At 72.7% G+C, this 14,961-nt stretch carries 14 protein-coding genes; 12 read left to right on the top strand and 2 right to left on the bottom strand.

Annotated features, from left to right (window positions below; genetic code table 11):
• Positions 1-451: 451 nt before the first annotated feature.
• Both ABZ434_RS31360 and mycP read left to right on the top strand, forming a co-directional pair.
• Positions 452-1,216 carry a hypothetical protein gene (locus tag ABZ434_RS31360; protein ID WP_359143870.1) on the top strand — a complete coding sequence of 255 codons (765 nt, stop codon included), beginning with the start codon at positions 452-454 and terminating at the stop codon, positions 1,214-1,216.
• Positions 1,213-2,406, top strand: a complete 1,194-nt coding sequence (mycP, locus tag ABZ434_RS31355; protein ID WP_359143759.1) for a type VII secretion-associated serine protease mycosin — start codon at positions 1,213-1,215, stop codon at positions 2,404-2,406. The genes ABZ434_RS31360 and mycP overlap by 4 nt, the downstream gene beginning before the upstream one ends.
• A gap of 6 nt (positions 2,407-2,412) precedes the next feature.
• On the opposite strand, the gene ABZ434_RS31350 is transcribed toward mycP, so the two are convergent.
• Positions 2,413-3,324, bottom strand: a complete 912-nt coding sequence (locus tag ABZ434_RS31350) for a serine hydrolase (RefSeq protein WP_359143756.1) — start codon at positions 3,322-3,324, stop codon at positions 2,413-2,415.
• 86 nt (positions 3,325-3,410) lie between these two features.
• On the opposite strand from ABZ434_RS31350, the gene ABZ434_RS31345 reads away from it, so the two are divergent.
• On the top strand, positions 3,411-4,139 hold the full coding sequence (locus tag ABZ434_RS31345) for an SseB family protein (protein WP_359143753.1): 729 nt from the start codon (positions 3,411-3,413) through the stop codon (positions 4,137-4,139).
• 154 nt (positions 4,140-4,293) lie between these two features.
• Here ABZ434_RS31345 and ABZ434_RS31340 read toward each other — a convergent pair whose 3' ends face one another.
• Positions 4,294-4,656 (bottom strand): DUF1844 domain-containing protein, encoded by a 363-nt coding sequence (locus ABZ434_RS31340; RefSeq protein ID WP_136327541.1) that lies wholly within the window; start codon positions 4,654-4,656, stop codon positions 4,294-4,296.
• 341 nt (positions 4,657-4,997) lie between these two features.
• Here ABZ434_RS31340 and infC point away from each other — a divergent pair, with 341 nt between their 5' ends.
• The 9 genes from infC (at position 4,998) to ABZ434_RS31295 (ending at position 14,854) form a co-directional block, all read left to right on the top strand.
• The gene (infC, locus tag ABZ434_RS31335) at positions 4,998-5,708 is read left to right on the top strand and encodes a translation initiation factor IF-3 (RefSeq protein WP_359143749.1); all 711 of its coding nucleotides are present in this window, start codon (positions 4,998-5,000) and stop codon (positions 5,706-5,708) included.
• Positions 5,709-5,829: 121 nt separating this feature from the next.
• The gene (gene rpmI, locus ABZ434_RS31330) at positions 5,830-6,024 is read left to right on the top strand and encodes a 50S ribosomal protein L35 (protein WP_003970213.1); all 195 of its coding nucleotides are present in this window, start codon (positions 5,830-5,832) and stop codon (positions 6,022-6,024) included.
• 106 nt (positions 6,025-6,130) lie between these two features.
• Positions 6,131-6,514, top strand: coding sequence for a 50S ribosomal protein L20 (gene rplT / locus ABZ434_RS31325; RefSeq protein WP_003970214.1), 384 nt, complete (start codon positions 6,131-6,133; stop codon positions 6,512-6,514).
• Between the two features lie 109 nt (positions 6,515-6,623).
• The gene (locus tag ABZ434_RS31320) at positions 6,624-7,466 is read left to right on the top strand and encodes an RNA methyltransferase (protein ID WP_359143746.1); all 843 of its coding nucleotides are present in this window, start codon (positions 6,624-6,626) and stop codon (positions 7,464-7,466) included.
• Positions 7,467-7,587: 121 nt separating this feature from the next.
• Complete coding sequence (locus ABZ434_RS31315) at positions 7,588-8,739, top strand: PAS domain-containing sensor histidine kinase (protein WP_359143743.1); 1,152 nt, start codon at positions 7,588-7,590, stop codon at positions 8,737-8,739.
• A gap of 125 nt (positions 8,740-8,864) precedes the next feature.
• On the top strand, positions 8,865-9,992 hold the full coding sequence (gene pheS / locus ABZ434_RS31310) for a phenylalanine--tRNA ligase subunit alpha (protein ID WP_359143740.1): 1,128 nt from the start codon (positions 8,865-8,867) through the stop codon (positions 9,990-9,992).
• Entirely contained in the window at positions 9,992-12,502 is a 2,511-nt protein-coding gene (pheT, locus tag ABZ434_RS31305; protein ID WP_359143737.1) for a phenylalanine--tRNA ligase subunit beta, read from the top strand. Before pheS ends, pheT begins: the two co-directional genes overlap by 1 nt.
• 429 nt (positions 12,503-12,931) lie before the next feature.
• Positions 12,932-14,272: a transcriptional regulator gene (locus ABZ434_RS31300; RefSeq protein WP_359143734.1), complete on the top strand. Its 1,341-nt coding sequence runs from the start codon at positions 12,932-12,934 to the stop codon at positions 14,270-14,272.
• A gap of 51 nt (positions 14,273-14,323) precedes the next feature.
• Positions 14,324-14,854 carry an NUDIX domain-containing protein gene (locus tag ABZ434_RS31295; RefSeq protein WP_359143731.1) on the top strand — a complete coding sequence of 177 codons (531 nt, stop codon included), beginning with the start codon at positions 14,324-14,326 and terminating at the stop codon, positions 14,852-14,854.
• The last annotated feature ends 107 nt before the right edge of the window (positions 14,855-14,961 follow it).

Genomic DNA, 14,961 nt, shown 5'->3' with positions numbered 1-14,961 from the left:
CGCTCCCGTCCCGCCACGCCCAACCACCCCACCGCCGCACCCCGCGGAACCCCCTGCCGGGGCCACCGACACCACCGCCCGGCCCCAGGTCGACCGTGCGTCCGAGCCCGCGGCGAGCGGCCCGGCGCCGACCCCGCCGGCCGGGACTCCGGCCCCGCCACGGCCGCCCTCCCAGGCTCCGGCCGTGCCTCCGCACGTGGAGACCACCGCCCGACTGCGCCCCGTCCCCCCGGCCCGGCCCGCCGGGGCGCCCGGGTCCTCCGGAGCCCCGGCCTTCCCGCCGAGGCCGCCGGGGACGCCCCCCGCGCCGACCCGACGGCGGCCCGTGGGCGCCGTGGAACTCGGCGGCCCGCCGGCCCCGCCCGGGGCAGCGGCGCCGTACGTCCACCGGCACCCGCACACGCAGCCCCCGGCCGAGACACCGGCCGAGACCACCACCCGGCTCCGGCCCGTGCGGACCCGGCATCCCTTCAGGACCGCGGCCGCCGCGGTCTGTGCCGTGCTCGGACTCGGGCTGATCGGCGGTGCCGCCACCGGAAGTTGGCTCATCAGCGACTCCTCGGCCGATCCCGCGGCCCACAGCGCCTACACCGTCGGCCGCGACGCCTGGCACAGCATCCCGGTCGACACGCTCTTTCCCCGGACGCTCAAGGGCGACGGCGCGGGACCCGGCGGCGCCGACCGGGTCTGGACCCGGATCGCCGTGGCCCCCGACAGCGGCTGCACGGGCGCACTCGACCCGCTGCTGCTCAAGACCCTCCGGCCGGTCGGCTGCGCCCGCCTGCTCCGCGCCACGTACACCGACGCGACGAGCAGCAGCGTCACCACCGTCGGACTGGTCTTCACCGAGGCCGACACCGAGGCGATGCGGGCGCTCGGTTCCCGGTACGCAGATGAGCGACTCGACGCGCGCGCCGACCTGATGCCCCGTGCGTACGGGGTGAAGAACAGCCCCGCCGCCGGATTCGGCGACCGCCAGCGGGCCAGCTGGACCGTGCATGTGCTGACCGAGATACCCGTCGTGGTGTTCGCCGTCTCCGGTTTCGCCGACGGGCGGGGGGTCACCGACCCGCAGCCGGCCGAGAAGGCGATGGAGCCGAACGCGAAGACCGCGGCCGCACAGGCCGGACTCGGGCACGAGGCCAAGGGCGTGGCCGACCGGGTGGAGCGGGGACTGCGCAGAACCGTCGCCGACCTCACGGAGAAGCCCGAATGACCCGCCCCCTCCGCCGCGGACTCCTCGGCGCCCTGTGCGCCGCCACCGCGTTCGCGCTGCTGCCCGCGTCCCCGGCCGCGGCGGACACCATCCGGGCCCAGCAGTGGGGTCTGGACGCCCTCCACACCGACCGGGCCTGGCAGACCACCCGCGGCAGGGGGATCACCGTCGCCGTCGTCGACACCGGGGTCGACGGCAGCCTGCCCGACCTGACGGGCCAGGTTCTCGCGGGCCGGGACATGATCGGTTTCGGCGCCGGACGCGGTGACCGGGCATGGGCCAGGCACGGCACCGCGATGGCGGGGATCATCGCCGGCCGGGGCCACGGCAGCGGAGGGGACGAGGGCGTCATCGGCATCGCGCCCGAGGCGAAGATCCTCCCCGTCCGGGTCATCCTCGAAGCGAGCGACCCGGCCCGCGCCAAGGCCCGCAAGACCCGCGGGACCGCCCTCGCCGACGGCATCCGCTGGGCCGCCGACCACGGCGCCGACGTCATCAACCTCTCCCTCGGCGACGACAGCGAGTCCGCACACCCCGAGCCGGGCGAGGACGCCGCCATCCAGTACGCGCTGAAGAAGGGCGCGGTCGTCGTCGCCTCGTCCGGCAACGGGGGCGAGAAGGGCGACCACATCTCGTACCCCGCCGCCTACCCGGGCGTGATCGCGGTCGCCGCGGTCGACCGGTACGGCACGCACGCATCGTTCTCCACCCGCCGCTGGTACGCCACCGTGAGCGCGCCCGGGGTCGACATCGTCGTCCCCGCGCCCGACCGGAAGTACTACGTGGAGTGGGGCACCTCCGCGGCGTCCGCGTTCGTCTCGGGCGCGGTCGCGCTGGTGCGTGCCGCGTATCCGGGCCTCTCGCCCGCCCAGATCAAGAAGCTCCTCACGGACACCGCCCGCAGCTCCCCGTCCGCGGGCCGCGACGACGCCCGGGGCTACGGCATCGTCGACCCGGCAGCGGCCATCAAGGCCGGCCGCTCACTGAGCCCCGCCGGGCTGCGCACCGACTCCGCCGCGGCCGGCTACCGCAAGCAGTACTTCGGCTCCGGCCCCACCCCGCCCCGCGAGGACGACGGCCCCGCCGGCTGGTTCGCCGCGGCGGCGGGCGGCCTCGGCGCGGTCCTGCTGGCCCTGGCCGTCATCCTGTGGCGTGGCCGCGGCAGCTACTCCTCCGCGCCCCGCCGCTGAACGTCCTCACCCGGCCCCGGCGCGCACCGCCCGCACAGCCGCCTTCGCCACCGCCTCGACGAGCGCGACGCCCGCCTCCTTGGTCGACTGACCGCCGGAGAGCACCGCCACCAGGTAGGTCCGCCCGCCGGCCGTCACCTCCCCGATGCTGTTGATGTTCCACAGCCCGGTGGCGCTACGCGGCATCCAGCCGTTCTTGAGCGCCCAGTCGCTGCCCGCCGCCGACACCCCCCACTGCTGGTCGGCCTCGATCCGCGTCATCAGCCCTCTCAGATACGTCCGTGAGTCCTCGCTGAGCTTTCCGTCCGCATCCTTGCCGAACACCGCCTCCAGCAGCGTCAGCTGATCGGCGGCCGTGGTCCGGGTCAGCCCCCAGGCCTTCGCGGCGGTCGTCGCGGTGAGACCGAGCCGCTCGTTGGCGGCGTCGAGACCGGCCGCCCCGCCGACGTCCGCCAGCAGGGCGGTGGCGGATTCGTTGTCGCTCCGCCCGATCATCGCCACCGCGTGAGCGCGCTCACCGGCGGTCAGCACACGGTCCTCGTCCTGAGCCCGGAGCAGCAGCGCCGCGAGAATGTCGACCTTGACGATGCTCGCCGTCTCGTACGAGGGCTCCGTACCCCCGTACACCGCACGCGCGCCGCTGCCGACGTCCAGCACCGCCACCGACACCGCACCCGTGTCCGCACCCGTCAGCAGCGGCTCGACGGCCGCGGCCAGTTCCGTATCGAGCTCCACCACGGGCTCCTCGCTCGCCGCCGCGGCCGGAGCGGTCGCAGCCGGTGGGACGGACGATACGGAAGCTACGGCGGCGGGTGCGTGATCCGGCGATCCGCCGGTGAGGTACGCGCCCCCGGCGAGCACGACCGTGGCCGCCACGGACGCGGAGAGCGCGCATCTGCGGATTCTGTGTCGGGACATGACCCGGACGTCAGGAACCGCAGCCGGGAGGGGGCTGGGTCCGACCTGTCGGCGGGACGAGAATGCCCAGGCACTACGCTCGCCCTGTGGCGCAGAAGAACATTCCGGACCCCGGATACTCCGACGACGACGGCACGGCCGACCCTTCCCTGACAGCGGCACTCGCCGCCTGGGCCGAGGACCGCAAGGCTGTCGGCCCGGTACTCGAGGCGCTCAGGGGGGCCCGCCTCCTCGTCCCCGTGGTGGCTGTCCTCGGCGAGGTCGAGGAGGACGAGAACGGGCTGCGCCGTGAGAAGACGAGCGACATGGCGGTCCCCACCCTCCAGGCCGGCGACCGCCGCGCCCTGCCCGCCTTCACCTCCACGGCCTCGCTGGCCCGCTGGGACCCGCAGGCCCGCCCCGTCGCCGTGCCCCTGCACCAGGCCCTCCAGGCCGCCGCGCACGAGAAGGCGGACACGGTGGTGCTCGACCTCGCCGGGCCGGTGGCCTTCGAGCTGACCGGCTCCGCCCTGCTCGCCCTCGCCGAGGGCCGCACCAGCGCCGACCCGCTGGACGACCCCGCCGTCACGACGGCGGTGCGCGACACCGTCGCCGGGGAGCCCGCGGTGCTCCGAGCCCATCTCGGACCGGGCCGCGCCGACGGCACCCTCGCGCTGGTACTGGCGGCGGACGCCGACCCCGCGGAGACGGCCGGCCGGGTCGCGCGGTCGCTGGCGGCCAACGAGGTGCTGCGCGCCCGGCTGGTCCGCGGCCTGGACCTCGCCCTGCTCCCGGCCGACGCCCACACCCCCGGTGAGCCCCTGTTCACGCGCTGATCACCCGTACGTCCCGGGAGCGCGGAGCAGCCGCGCACGTGGCGGCTCACCCTCATCCCCGGGAAGCAGCCCGATCCGTCCCCGGACGCCGTGAGCCCCCTGCCGGCTCGGCAGGGGGCTCACGGGTGCGAAGGAACGGAAGGGGCGGGCGGGATCAGCCGAAGACCGGGCCGGTGTACTTCTCGCCCGGGCCCTGGCCGGGCTCGTCCGGTACGAGCGAGGCCTCGCGGAACGCGAGCTGCAGGGACTTCAGGCCGTCACGCAGCGGAGCCGCGTGGAAGGAGCTGATCTCCGTGGTGCTCGCGTCCAGCAGGCCGGCCAGCGCGTGGACCAGTTTGCGGGCCTCGTCGAGGTCCTTGTGCTCGTCGCCGTCCTCGGTCAGCCCGAGTTTCACAGCGGCGGCGCTCATCAGATTGACCGCGACCGTCACGATCACCTCGACCGCGGGCACCTCCGCGATGTCGCGGGCCATCTCGTCGAAGCCGGGGGAATCACTGGTGGGGGTCGCGTCACTCATGCGCCATACGATAGGCCCACGGTGAACCTGCTCCGCCTGCGGGAGTGCCATGCGAGCACTGGTTAGCGCCCGCCCGGGGGAGCTGCTAACCTTGTGTAACGACCGGCTGGGCATCTATGTGCCCGGCCCACAAGTGGAGGCTCCGATCTCCCACCTGACCGTCCCCAGGACGGCGGGTCATCCGGTCAGGTGGCGCCCATCGTTCCGTACGGACGATGGAGCCGCCCGATGCGCCCCGCGGTTGACCGCGGCGGTGTTCCGGTTGTTCAGGAGCCCCGCCTGTGTCCCGGCGGGGCATTTTTCATGGTCCCGCACGGTTGGTCTGTCGAAACAGACGTTACGTGGCTGTCCGCCAGGCGGCCGCGTGGTGCTACCGAGGAGGATCCATCAGCGCCGAGCCCCGCATCAACGACCGGATTCGCGTACCCGAGGTGCGACTTGTCGGTCCCAGCGGCGAGCAGGTCGGGATTGTTCCGCTTGCCAAGGCCCTGGAACTCGCACAGGAGTACGACCTCGACCTGGTCGAGGTGGCGGCTACCGCCCGTCCGCCCGTGTGCAAGCTCATGGACTACGGGAAGTTCAAGTACGAGTCGGCCATGAAGGCCCGTGAGGCGCGCAAGAACCAGGCGCACACGGTCATCAAGGAGATGAAGCTCCGGCCGAAGATCGACCCGCACGACTATGACACCAAGAAGGGTCACGTCGTCCGGTTCCTCAAGCAGGGCGACAAGGTCAAGATCACGATCATGTTCCGTGGTCGTGAGCAGTCCCGCCCCGAGCTGGGCTTCCGACTGCTTCAGCGTCTGGCTTCGGACGTGGAGGAACTCGGCTTCATCGAGTCCAACCCGAAGCAGGACGGCCGGAACATGATCATGGTTCTGGGCCCGCACAAGAAGAAGACCGAAGCCATGGCCGAGGCCCGCGAGGCCCAGGCCGCCCGCAAGGCGGAGCGTCAGGGATACACCCCCGACGCCGAGGATGCGGATGAGGCTGCCGAGGCTCCGGCCGAGGCGACCTCCGAGGCTCCGGCCGAGACACCTTCCGAGGCGTGACCTCCGGGGGCTGCCATCCAGGCGCCCCCAGGGTCCCCCCGGAATCCCACCAAGATCTGACGCCCCTGCAGTCCGGTGCCCGCACCGAGAGGGGCGCCACTGACGAGGAGAGAACGGCGCGATGCCGAAGAACAAGACGCACAGCGGTGCCAGCAAGCGCTTCAAGATCACCGGCTCCGGCAAGGTGCTCCGCGAGAGGGCCGGCAAGCGCCACCTGCTCGAGCACAAGTCGTCCAAGAAGACCCGCTCGCTGACCGGCACGGTCGTCGTGGCTCCGGCCGACGCCAAGAAGATCAAGAAGCTTCTCGGCAAGTGAGGCCTCGTCCCCGGTGACACCGGGGACGCGCCCTCGATCCGACCGGGACCAATTCGTTTCCGGGCCGTGTGAGTACGACCACGGCCCCGCTACAAGGAGTTAACAAGTGGCACGCGTCAAGCGGGCAGTCAACGCCCACAAGAAGCGCCGGGCAATTCTCGAGGCCGCCAGCGGTTACCGCGGTCAGCGCTCGCGCCTGTACCGCAAGGCCAAGGAGCAGGTCACCCACTCCCTGGTCTACAACTACAACGACCGCAAGAAGCGCAAGGGCGACTTCCGTCAGCTGTGGATCCAGCGCATCAACGCCGCTGCCCGCCAGAACGGCATGACGTACAACCGCCTCATCCAGGGTCTGAAGGCCGCCAACATCGAGGTGGACCGCAAGATCCTGGCCGAGCTCGCGGTCAACGACGCCAACGCGTTCGCCGCCCTCGTCGAGGTTGCCCAGAAGGCCCTCCCGAGCGACGTCAACGCCCCGAAGGCCGCCTGATCCAGGCTGTACTTCTCGGTATTCGAGCCGGACCCGCAGGCGCACGCCGTCTGCGGGTCCGGTGCGTTGCAGACCCAGCACTTCGTACGCAGAGAGGCTCGCCGCCGACATGGGCACCCCTGAACTGATCTCCCCGCGATCGCCACGGGTGGCCGCCGCCCGGCGCCTGGCCAGGCGCAACTTCCGCGGCAAGGAGCGCAGGTTCATCGCCGAGGGCCCGCAGGCCGTGCGTGAGGCCGCGGACCACCGCGGCAGCGACGGCGAGCCGACCCTCGTCGAGCTGTTCGCCACCGTCGAGGCCGCCGAGCGGTACGAAGCCATCATCGACGCCGCCCACGCGGCGGGTGCCCGGGTCCACCTCGCCGACAGCGAGGTCCTGGCCGACGTGTCGCAGACCGTCACCCCGCAGGGCCTGATCGGCGTCTGCCGCTTCCTGGACACGCCCTTCGAGACGGTCGTCGCCGCGCGCCCGAAGCTGGTCGCCGTGCTCGCCAACGTCCGCGACCCCGGGAACGCCGGAACGGTGCTGCGCTGTGCCGACGCGGCGGGCGCCGACGCCGTCGTCCTCACCGACGCGTCCGTGGACCTGTACAACCCCAAGTCCGTGCGGGCGTCCGTCGGTTCGCTCTTCCACCTGCCGGTAGCCGTCGGCGTGCCCGTCGAGCAGGCCGTGCAGGGGCTGCGGGACGCGGGTGTACGGATCCTCGCAGCCGACGGCGCGGGCCAGGACGACCTCGACGACGAACTCGACGCCGGCACCATGGGCGGGCCCACCGCCTGGGTCTTCGGCAACGAGGCCTGGGGCCTGCCGGAGGAGACCAGGGCCCTGGCCGACGCCGTCGTGCGCGTACCGATCCACGGCAGGGCGGAGAGCCTCAACCTCGCCACCGCCGCCGCCGTCTGCCTCTACGCCTCCGCGCGCGCCCAGCGCCCCCGCCGAAGCGCCGGCTGAAGCCGGCCGCGCCGGCGCTCCCGGCCCAGGGCCCCCGCAGGGTGTCGCTCCGTCACCGGCGCCTAGTAGGGTGACGAACTCGGGGGCCCACTGCACCGGTTCGAGAGGTGGGGTACGGGATATGGCTGTCGGCATGAGCGGGCCGCGGGCGCGCGCGGAGGCCGTCGTGCACGCCGCCCAGGACCCGGACGGCGTCACGGTTGCGGGCATCGGACCCACCGGGCAGGCGCTCGATCCGGACGACCTTCCCGACGGACTCGTCGTCGCGGACGAGAGCGGCCGCGTGATCTGCTTCAACGCCGCCGCCGCACGGATCACCGCCGTGCCCAGGGCAGCCGCCCTCGGCCGTCCGCTGGAACACGCGCTGCCGCTGGAGGACCTCAAGGGCCGCCGCTGGTGGGAGCTGACCGACCCCTACGGCGGCCTCGCCACCCGCGTCGGCCAGCCCGAACGCAACCTTCTGCTGCCCGGCGGCCGCGAGGTACTCGTCTCCGCCCGCTACGTACGCGAGAGCCCGACCGGCCCGGTACGGCGGCTGGTGGTCAGCGTGCGCGGCACCGAGGCCCGCCGCCGCAACGAACGCAGCCACGCCGAGCTCATCGCGACCGTCGCCCATGAACTGCGCTCACCGCTGACGTCCGTGAAGGGTTTCACCGCGACGCTGCTGGCGAAGTGGGAGCGGTTCACCGACGACCAGAAGCGGCTGATGCTGGAGACCGTCGACGCCGACGCCAACCGGGTCACCCGCCTGATCACCGAGCTCCTGGACATCTCCCGGATCGACTCGGGGCGCCTCGAGCTGCGCCGCCAGCCCGTGGACCTCTCCGCCGCCGTCGAACGCCACGTCCAGGCGCTCACCGCCTCGGGGCAGGACCCCGGCCGGTTCCTGGTCCGCACCTGCCAGCCGCTGCCCGTCGTGTGGGCCGACCCGGACAAGGTCGACCAGGTGCTGGGCAACCTGCTGGAAAACGCGGTGCGCCACGGCGAGGGAACCGTCACCATCGAGGTGGCACCCGCACCGGCGAAGAGCGACGAGAAGGGAACGGCGGTCACCGTGAGCGACGAAGGCCCCGGCATCCCCGAGGAGTCGATGGCCCGTGTCTTCACCCGCTTCTGGCGGGGGAGCAAGCGCGGCGGCACCGGTCTGGGCCTCTACATCGTCAAGGGCATCGTCGAGGCGCACGGCGGCACGATCACGGTCGGCCGCGGCCCCGGCGGCGGTGCAGAGTTCCGATTTATCCTGCCCGTGAGCACGCCGGCCTACATGAAGTAGAGGGCCTGAGCGGCCCACGGGCGGCCCCTGCATCCTGTGGCCCTTAGACTCGACCTTTGGCACCTTTGCGTCCTCCGGTCGTCGAGCGGGGCCGCGCCACCAGCCAATCGGAAGTACGGGAAGAGATGTCGGCACCGAACAAGTCGTACGACCCAGTCGAGGTCGAGGCACTGAAACCGGAAGAGATCGAGCGCATCCGGGACGAGGCGTTCGCCGCCTTCGCCGCCGCGGGCGACCTCGACGCGCTCGCCCAGGCGAAGACCGCGCACACCGGTGGTACCTCGCCCCTGTCACTCGCCAACCGCGAGATCGGCGCGCTGCCGCCACAGGCGAAGGCCGAGGCCGGCAAGCGCGTGGGCCAGGCCCGCGCCGCCGTGGGCAGGGCCCTCGCGGCCCGCCAGACGGAGCTGGAGGCCGAGCGGGACGCCCGGGTCCTGGTCGAGGAGGCGGTGGACGTCACGCTGCCGTACGACCGCACCCCGGCCGGCGCCCGCCACCCGCTCACGACCATCATGGAGCGCGTCGCCGACGTCTTCGTGGCCATGGGCTACGAGATCGCCGAGGGCCCCGAGGCCGAGGCCGAGTGGTTCAACTTCGACGCCCTGAACTTCGTGCCCGACCACCCGGCCCGGCAGATGCAGGACACCTTCTTCGTCCAGGGCGCCGACGGCGCCAGGAACGACGAGTCCGGTGTCGTCCTGCGTACGCACACCTCGCCGGTCCAGGCCCGCACCCTGCTCGACCGCGAGCCCCCGGTCTATGTCGTCTGCCCCGGCCGGGTCTACCGCACCGACGAGCTCGACGCCACGCACACCCCGGTCTTCCACCAGATCGAGCTGCTCGCCGTCGACGAGGGCCTGACCATGGCCGACCTGAAGGGCACCCTCGACCACATGGTCCAGGCGCTCTTCGGCCCGGACATGAAGACCCGGCTGCGGCCGAACTTCTTCCCGTTCACCGAGCCGTCCGCCGAGATGGACATGGTCTGCTACGTCTGCCGCGGCGAGTCCGTGGGCAACGCCGACCGTCCCTGCCGCACCTGCGGCAGCGAGGGCTGGATCGAGCTCGGCGGCTGCGGCATGGTCAACCCCAAGGTGCTCATCGCCTGCGGCGTCGACCCCCAGAAGTACAGCGGATTCGCCTTCGGGTTCGGCATCGAGCGGATGCTGATGTTCCGCCACAACGTAGAAGACATGCGAGACATGGTCGAAGGCGACGTCCGGTTCACCCGGCCCTTCGGGATGGAGATCTGATGCGCGTCCCGCTTTCCTGGCTGCGGGAGTACGTCGACCTGCCGCCGACCGAGACCGGCCGTGACGTACAGGCCAAGCTCGTCGCCGTCGGCCTGGAGGTCGAGACGGTCGAGCAGATCGGCGCCGGCCTCAAGGGCCCGCTGGTCGTCGGCAAGGTGCTGACCATCGAGGAGCTGGAGGGCTTCAAGAAGCCCATCCGCTTCTGCACGGTGGACGTCGGCACCGCCAACGGCACCGGCGAGCCGCAGGAGATCGTCTGCGGCGCCCGTAACTTCGCCGTCGGCGACAAGGTCGTCGTGGTCCTGCCGGGCGCCGTGCTGCCCGGTGACTTCGCGATCGCCGCGCGCAAGACGTACGGCAGGACCTCGCACGGCATGATCTGCTCCACCGACGAGCTCGGCATGGGCGACGACGGCACGCACGGCATCATCGTGCTGCCGCCGGAGCACGAGGTCGGGACCGACGCGATCGAGCTGCTCCAGCTCGTCGACGAGGTTCTCGACATCGCCGTCACGCCCGACCGCGGCTACTGCCTCTCGATGCGCGGCGTCGCCCGTGAGACCGCCATCGCCTACGGCCTGCCGCTGCGTGACCCGGCGCTCCTCGACGTGCCCGTGCCCAACGCGTACGGCTACCCGGTCAAGGTCGCCGACCCGATCGGCTGCGATCGCTTCACCGCGCGCACCGTCGTCGGCCTGCAGCCCGAGGCCCGGTCGCCGATCTGGATGCAGCGTCGGCTCCAGAAGGCCGGCATGCGGCCGATCTCACTCGCCGTCGACGTCACCAACTACGTGATGCTCGAACTCGGCCAGCCGCTGCACGCCTACGACCGGACCCGCATCGACGGGCCGATCGGGGTGCGCCGCGCCGAGCAGGGCGAGAAGCTCACCACGCTCGACGGCACGGTCCGCGTCCTGGACGCCGCCGATCTCGTCATCACCGACAACCGCGGGCCGATCGGCCTGGCGGGCGTCATGGGCGGCGCCAACACCGAGATCGCCGACGCCTCCGAGGACGCGCACACCACCGAGGTCGTCATCGAGGCCGCGCACTTCGACGCGATCTCGATCGCCCGGACGGCGCGCCGCCACAAGCTGGCCTCCGAGGCCTCCAAGCGTTTCGAGCGCGGCGTCGACCCGCAGGCCGCGGCGGCAGCCGCGCAGCGCACCGTCGACCTGCTGGTGCTCCTCGCCGGCGGCACCGCCGAGGCGGGCGTCACCGAGGTGAGCGCCCCGTCCGGCCCCCGCACCATCACGATGGCCGCGGACCACCCGGACAAGGTGGCCGGTGTCGCGTACGGCCGCGAGACCGTCGTGCGCCGCCTCCAGGAGGTCGGCTGCGACGTCTACGGGCAGGACGAGCTCCTCGTCACCGCCCCGTCCTGGCGGCCCGACCTGAACGAGCCGAACGACCTCGCCGAAGAGGTCATCCGGCTGGAGGGCTACGAGAACCTCCCGTCCACGCTGCCCACCCCGCCGTCCGGCCGCGGCCTGACCGACCGTCAGCGGCTGCACCGCCGCGTCGGCCGGGCACTCGCCGGCGCCGGCTACGTCGAGGCGCTGAACTACCCGTTCACGGGCGAGGCGGTCCTGGACCAGCTGGGTCTGGAGGCGGACGACGCCCGCCGCCGGACGGTCAAGCTCGTCAACCCGCTCTCCGACGAGGAGCCGTCGCTGCGCACCACGCTGCTGCCGGGCCTCCTCGGCGCGCTGCGGCGCAACGACGGCCGGGGCAGCCACGACCTCGCGCTCTTCGAGACGGGTCTGGTCTTCCGGCCGACCGGTCAGGAGACGAAGCCGGTCCGGCTGCCCGTCGACCGGCGCCCCTCCGACGAGGAGATCGCCTCGCTGGATGCCGCGCTCCCGCGTCAGCCGCGCCGCGCCGCCGTCGTCCTCGCGGGCGCCCGCGAGCAGGCCGGCTGGTGGGGCAAGGCCCGCCCGGCCGGCTGGGCGGACTCCGTCGAGGCCGCCCGCACCATCGCCCGTGAGGCGGGTGTCGACCTCACGGTCCGCGCCGACCAGCACGCGCCGTGGCACCCGGGCCGCTGCGCCGCGCTGTACGTCACGGTCGACGGCGAGGAGACCCTCTTCGGGCACGCGGGCGAGCTGCACCCGCGCGTCATCAAGGAGCTCCACCTGCCGGAGCGCACCTGTGCCATGGAGGTCGAGCTCGACGTCCTGGAGCAGGCCGTGGACGGCGCCCTCCAGGCGCCGCGGATCTCCACCTTCCCGGTGGCGACCCAGGACGTCGCACTCGTCGTGGACCAGGACGTTCCCGCGGCCGACGTGGAGCGGGCGCTCCGCGACGGAGCAGGTGAACTCCTGGAGTCGCTGCGGCTGTTCGACGTGTTCACGGGTGAGCAGATCGGCGCGGGCCGCAAGTCCCTGGCGTACGCGCTGCGGTTCCGTGCCGCGGACCGCACGCTGACGGTGGACGAGGCGAGCGCCGCCCGTGACGCGGCGGTGGCCGTGGCCGCCGAGCGTACGGGAGCGGTGCTGCGCGGCGCCTAACGGCGCACCCGCACAGTGAGGAGGGGCGTATCCGGCCACCGGATACGCCCCTCCTGTGTGCTCGCCCAGAGGTGGTGGACCGCACGCGGGCTCCGGCCCGGCCCGGGGGAACCCGGTGTCCGGCCGGCCCCGCAACAACCCTCCGATCCGTGGGCAGTGGGTCGTGCGATCCGGCGCCGTCCGCCCTGCCACGGAGTGTCGGGCAGGTCGGCAGAGCGGACGGCGCGGGAGCGGGTCGTCGTGCTGTACGAGGGGGAGCAGACGACCCGGCCGCCTCTTGCGAGGGACTCATTCAAGCGATCCGCGGACCGGTGCGACAGCGTGCGCAGCGGGACGGTTCGGGCATTCCGTTCACACCCCGTGTGAATCGTGCTCCACTGGGGCGACACGTCCTGGCGTGCCGACCCATCGGAGGGGGCAATGGGGGCAATGGAGCCCAACACTTTGCTAGAGGCTCTGATCGACGAGGCGGGGGTCTCGCGAGCCGGGCTCGCCGCACACGTGAACCAGGCCGGCCGCACCCGGGGGCTCTGCCTCCGCTACGAACACACCGCCGTCGCGCGCTGGCTCAAGGGCCAGCGGCCGCGCGGCCAGGTGCCCGACCTGATCTGTGAGGTGCTGGGGGACCGGCTGCGCAGGGCCCTCTCACTCGACGACATCGGCATGGCGGGCCTCGGCGGCCACGCGCCCGCGCAGGGTTCCTCGCTCACCGGATTCGTGGAGCGTGCCACCGCCCTGTGGCGTTCCGACGAGCAGCAGCGCCCGCATGTCGTCGCCGCCCCGGCCGTCACCGGGACCACCGCGGTGATGCCCGTCTGGGAATGGGAGAACCCGCCGGAGGACACCGACGTGTCCCGGGCCGGGCCGCAACGCGTCGGCCCGGCCGACATAGCAACCCTGCGGGCCGCCCGTGCCCACTACGAACTGATGTATCGCAAGGCGGGTGGAATCGCGACGCGTTCGCGCATCGTCGGCTTCCTCAACGCCGAGACGGCCCCGCTGCTGCGCGGCGGCTACAGCGATGCGATGGGGCGGCAACTGCACCGCGCGACAGGCGGGCTGGTCGCCGTCGCGGGCATCTGCGCGTACGACTCCGACGCGCACGGGCTCGCCCAGCGCTACTTCCACCAGGCGCTGCGGCTGGCCAAGGCGAGCGGGGACCGCGGGCTCGGCGGTTACGTGATCGCCCTGATGGTGAACCAGTCGCTCTTCCTCGCCGACTTCCGGCAGTCGGTCGCCTTCGCCGAGGCGGCGCTGCGGGCCGCCGGACGCGACATCACCCCCGCGCTCGCGGCCGATCTCCACGCGATGCAGGCCAAGGCGTACGCGCACCTCGGTGACGGGCCGAGCGCCCTGCGGTGCATCCGGCGCGCCGAGTCCGAGGCGGAACGGATCCGGGCCGGTGCGGAGCCGGACGAGACGGGGTACGTCCAGCCCGGTCTGGTCGACGTCCAGGTGGCGGAGGCCCTGCTCCGCCTCGGGGACCTGCCGGCGGCGAGGGAGCACGCCGCCGCGGCGGTGCGGACCCCCGCACACGACCGGGGCCGGGTCCACCGGCTGGCGATGCTGACCACGATCGAGCTCCGGCAGGGTGACGCCGACAGGGCCGCCGTCACGGCCGCGGAGATGGCGGAGCGCGCCCGGGGCATGGAGTCGCAGCGACTGCGTGACCGGTTGCGGGCGGTACGCGGACACCTGGTCGCGAGCGGCAGCGCGGAGGCGGAACGGGCCGCGGATCTCGTCGACGGGGCGCTGCGTGTACCGCTGTGAGCCACGGTCTGCTGCGATATGGCCACCTACAAGTCAGAAGGTGGCAGAACTGTGCAGTGGACGAACCTGAACGAACAGACTGTGTACGAGAATCCGTGGTTCCGGGTCAATCTGGCGGATGTCGTACTCCCCGACGGTCACCACCTCGACCACTTCGTGATCCGGCTCCGCGCCGTCGCGGCGGCCACGGTCGTGAACGGTGCGAACGAGGTCCTGCTGCTCTGGCGGCACCGGTTCATCACCGACAGCTGGGGCTGGGAGCTCGCCGCGGGCGTGGTCGAGGACGGGGAGCAGCCCGCGGCCGCGGCCGCCCGGGAGATGGAGGAGGAGACCGGCTGGCGTCCCGGGCCCCTGCATCCGCTGCTGACCGTGGAGCCGTCGAACGGGCTGACCGACGCCCGGCACCATTTCTACTGGGGCGAGGAGGCGGGCTGGACCGGCGACCCGGTCGACGGCTTCGAGTCCTCACGCCGCGAGTGGATACCGCTGAAACTGGTGCCCGACATGATCGCCCGCGGTGAGGTCCCGGCCGCGGGGATGGCCGCCGGGCTGATGATGCTGCACCACTTACGGCTGGGCTGAAGCCGCCCCCCGCACGTGCGGGGGGGGCGCGGGCCCCCCCCCCGGGGGGGGTGTTGTTGATACCCTACCGTGTTAAACCCCCCCCCCGATTGTCCCCACCCCGCCCC

The sequence above is a fragment of the Streptomyces sp. NPDC005761 genome (genome assembly GCF_040630635.1).
GTDB lineage: Bacteria > Actinomycetota > Actinomycetes > Streptomycetales > Streptomycetaceae > Streptomyces.
The sequence above is the reverse complement of the archived record's forward strand: the minus strand, read 5'-3'. Positions and strand labels throughout refer to the sequence as shown.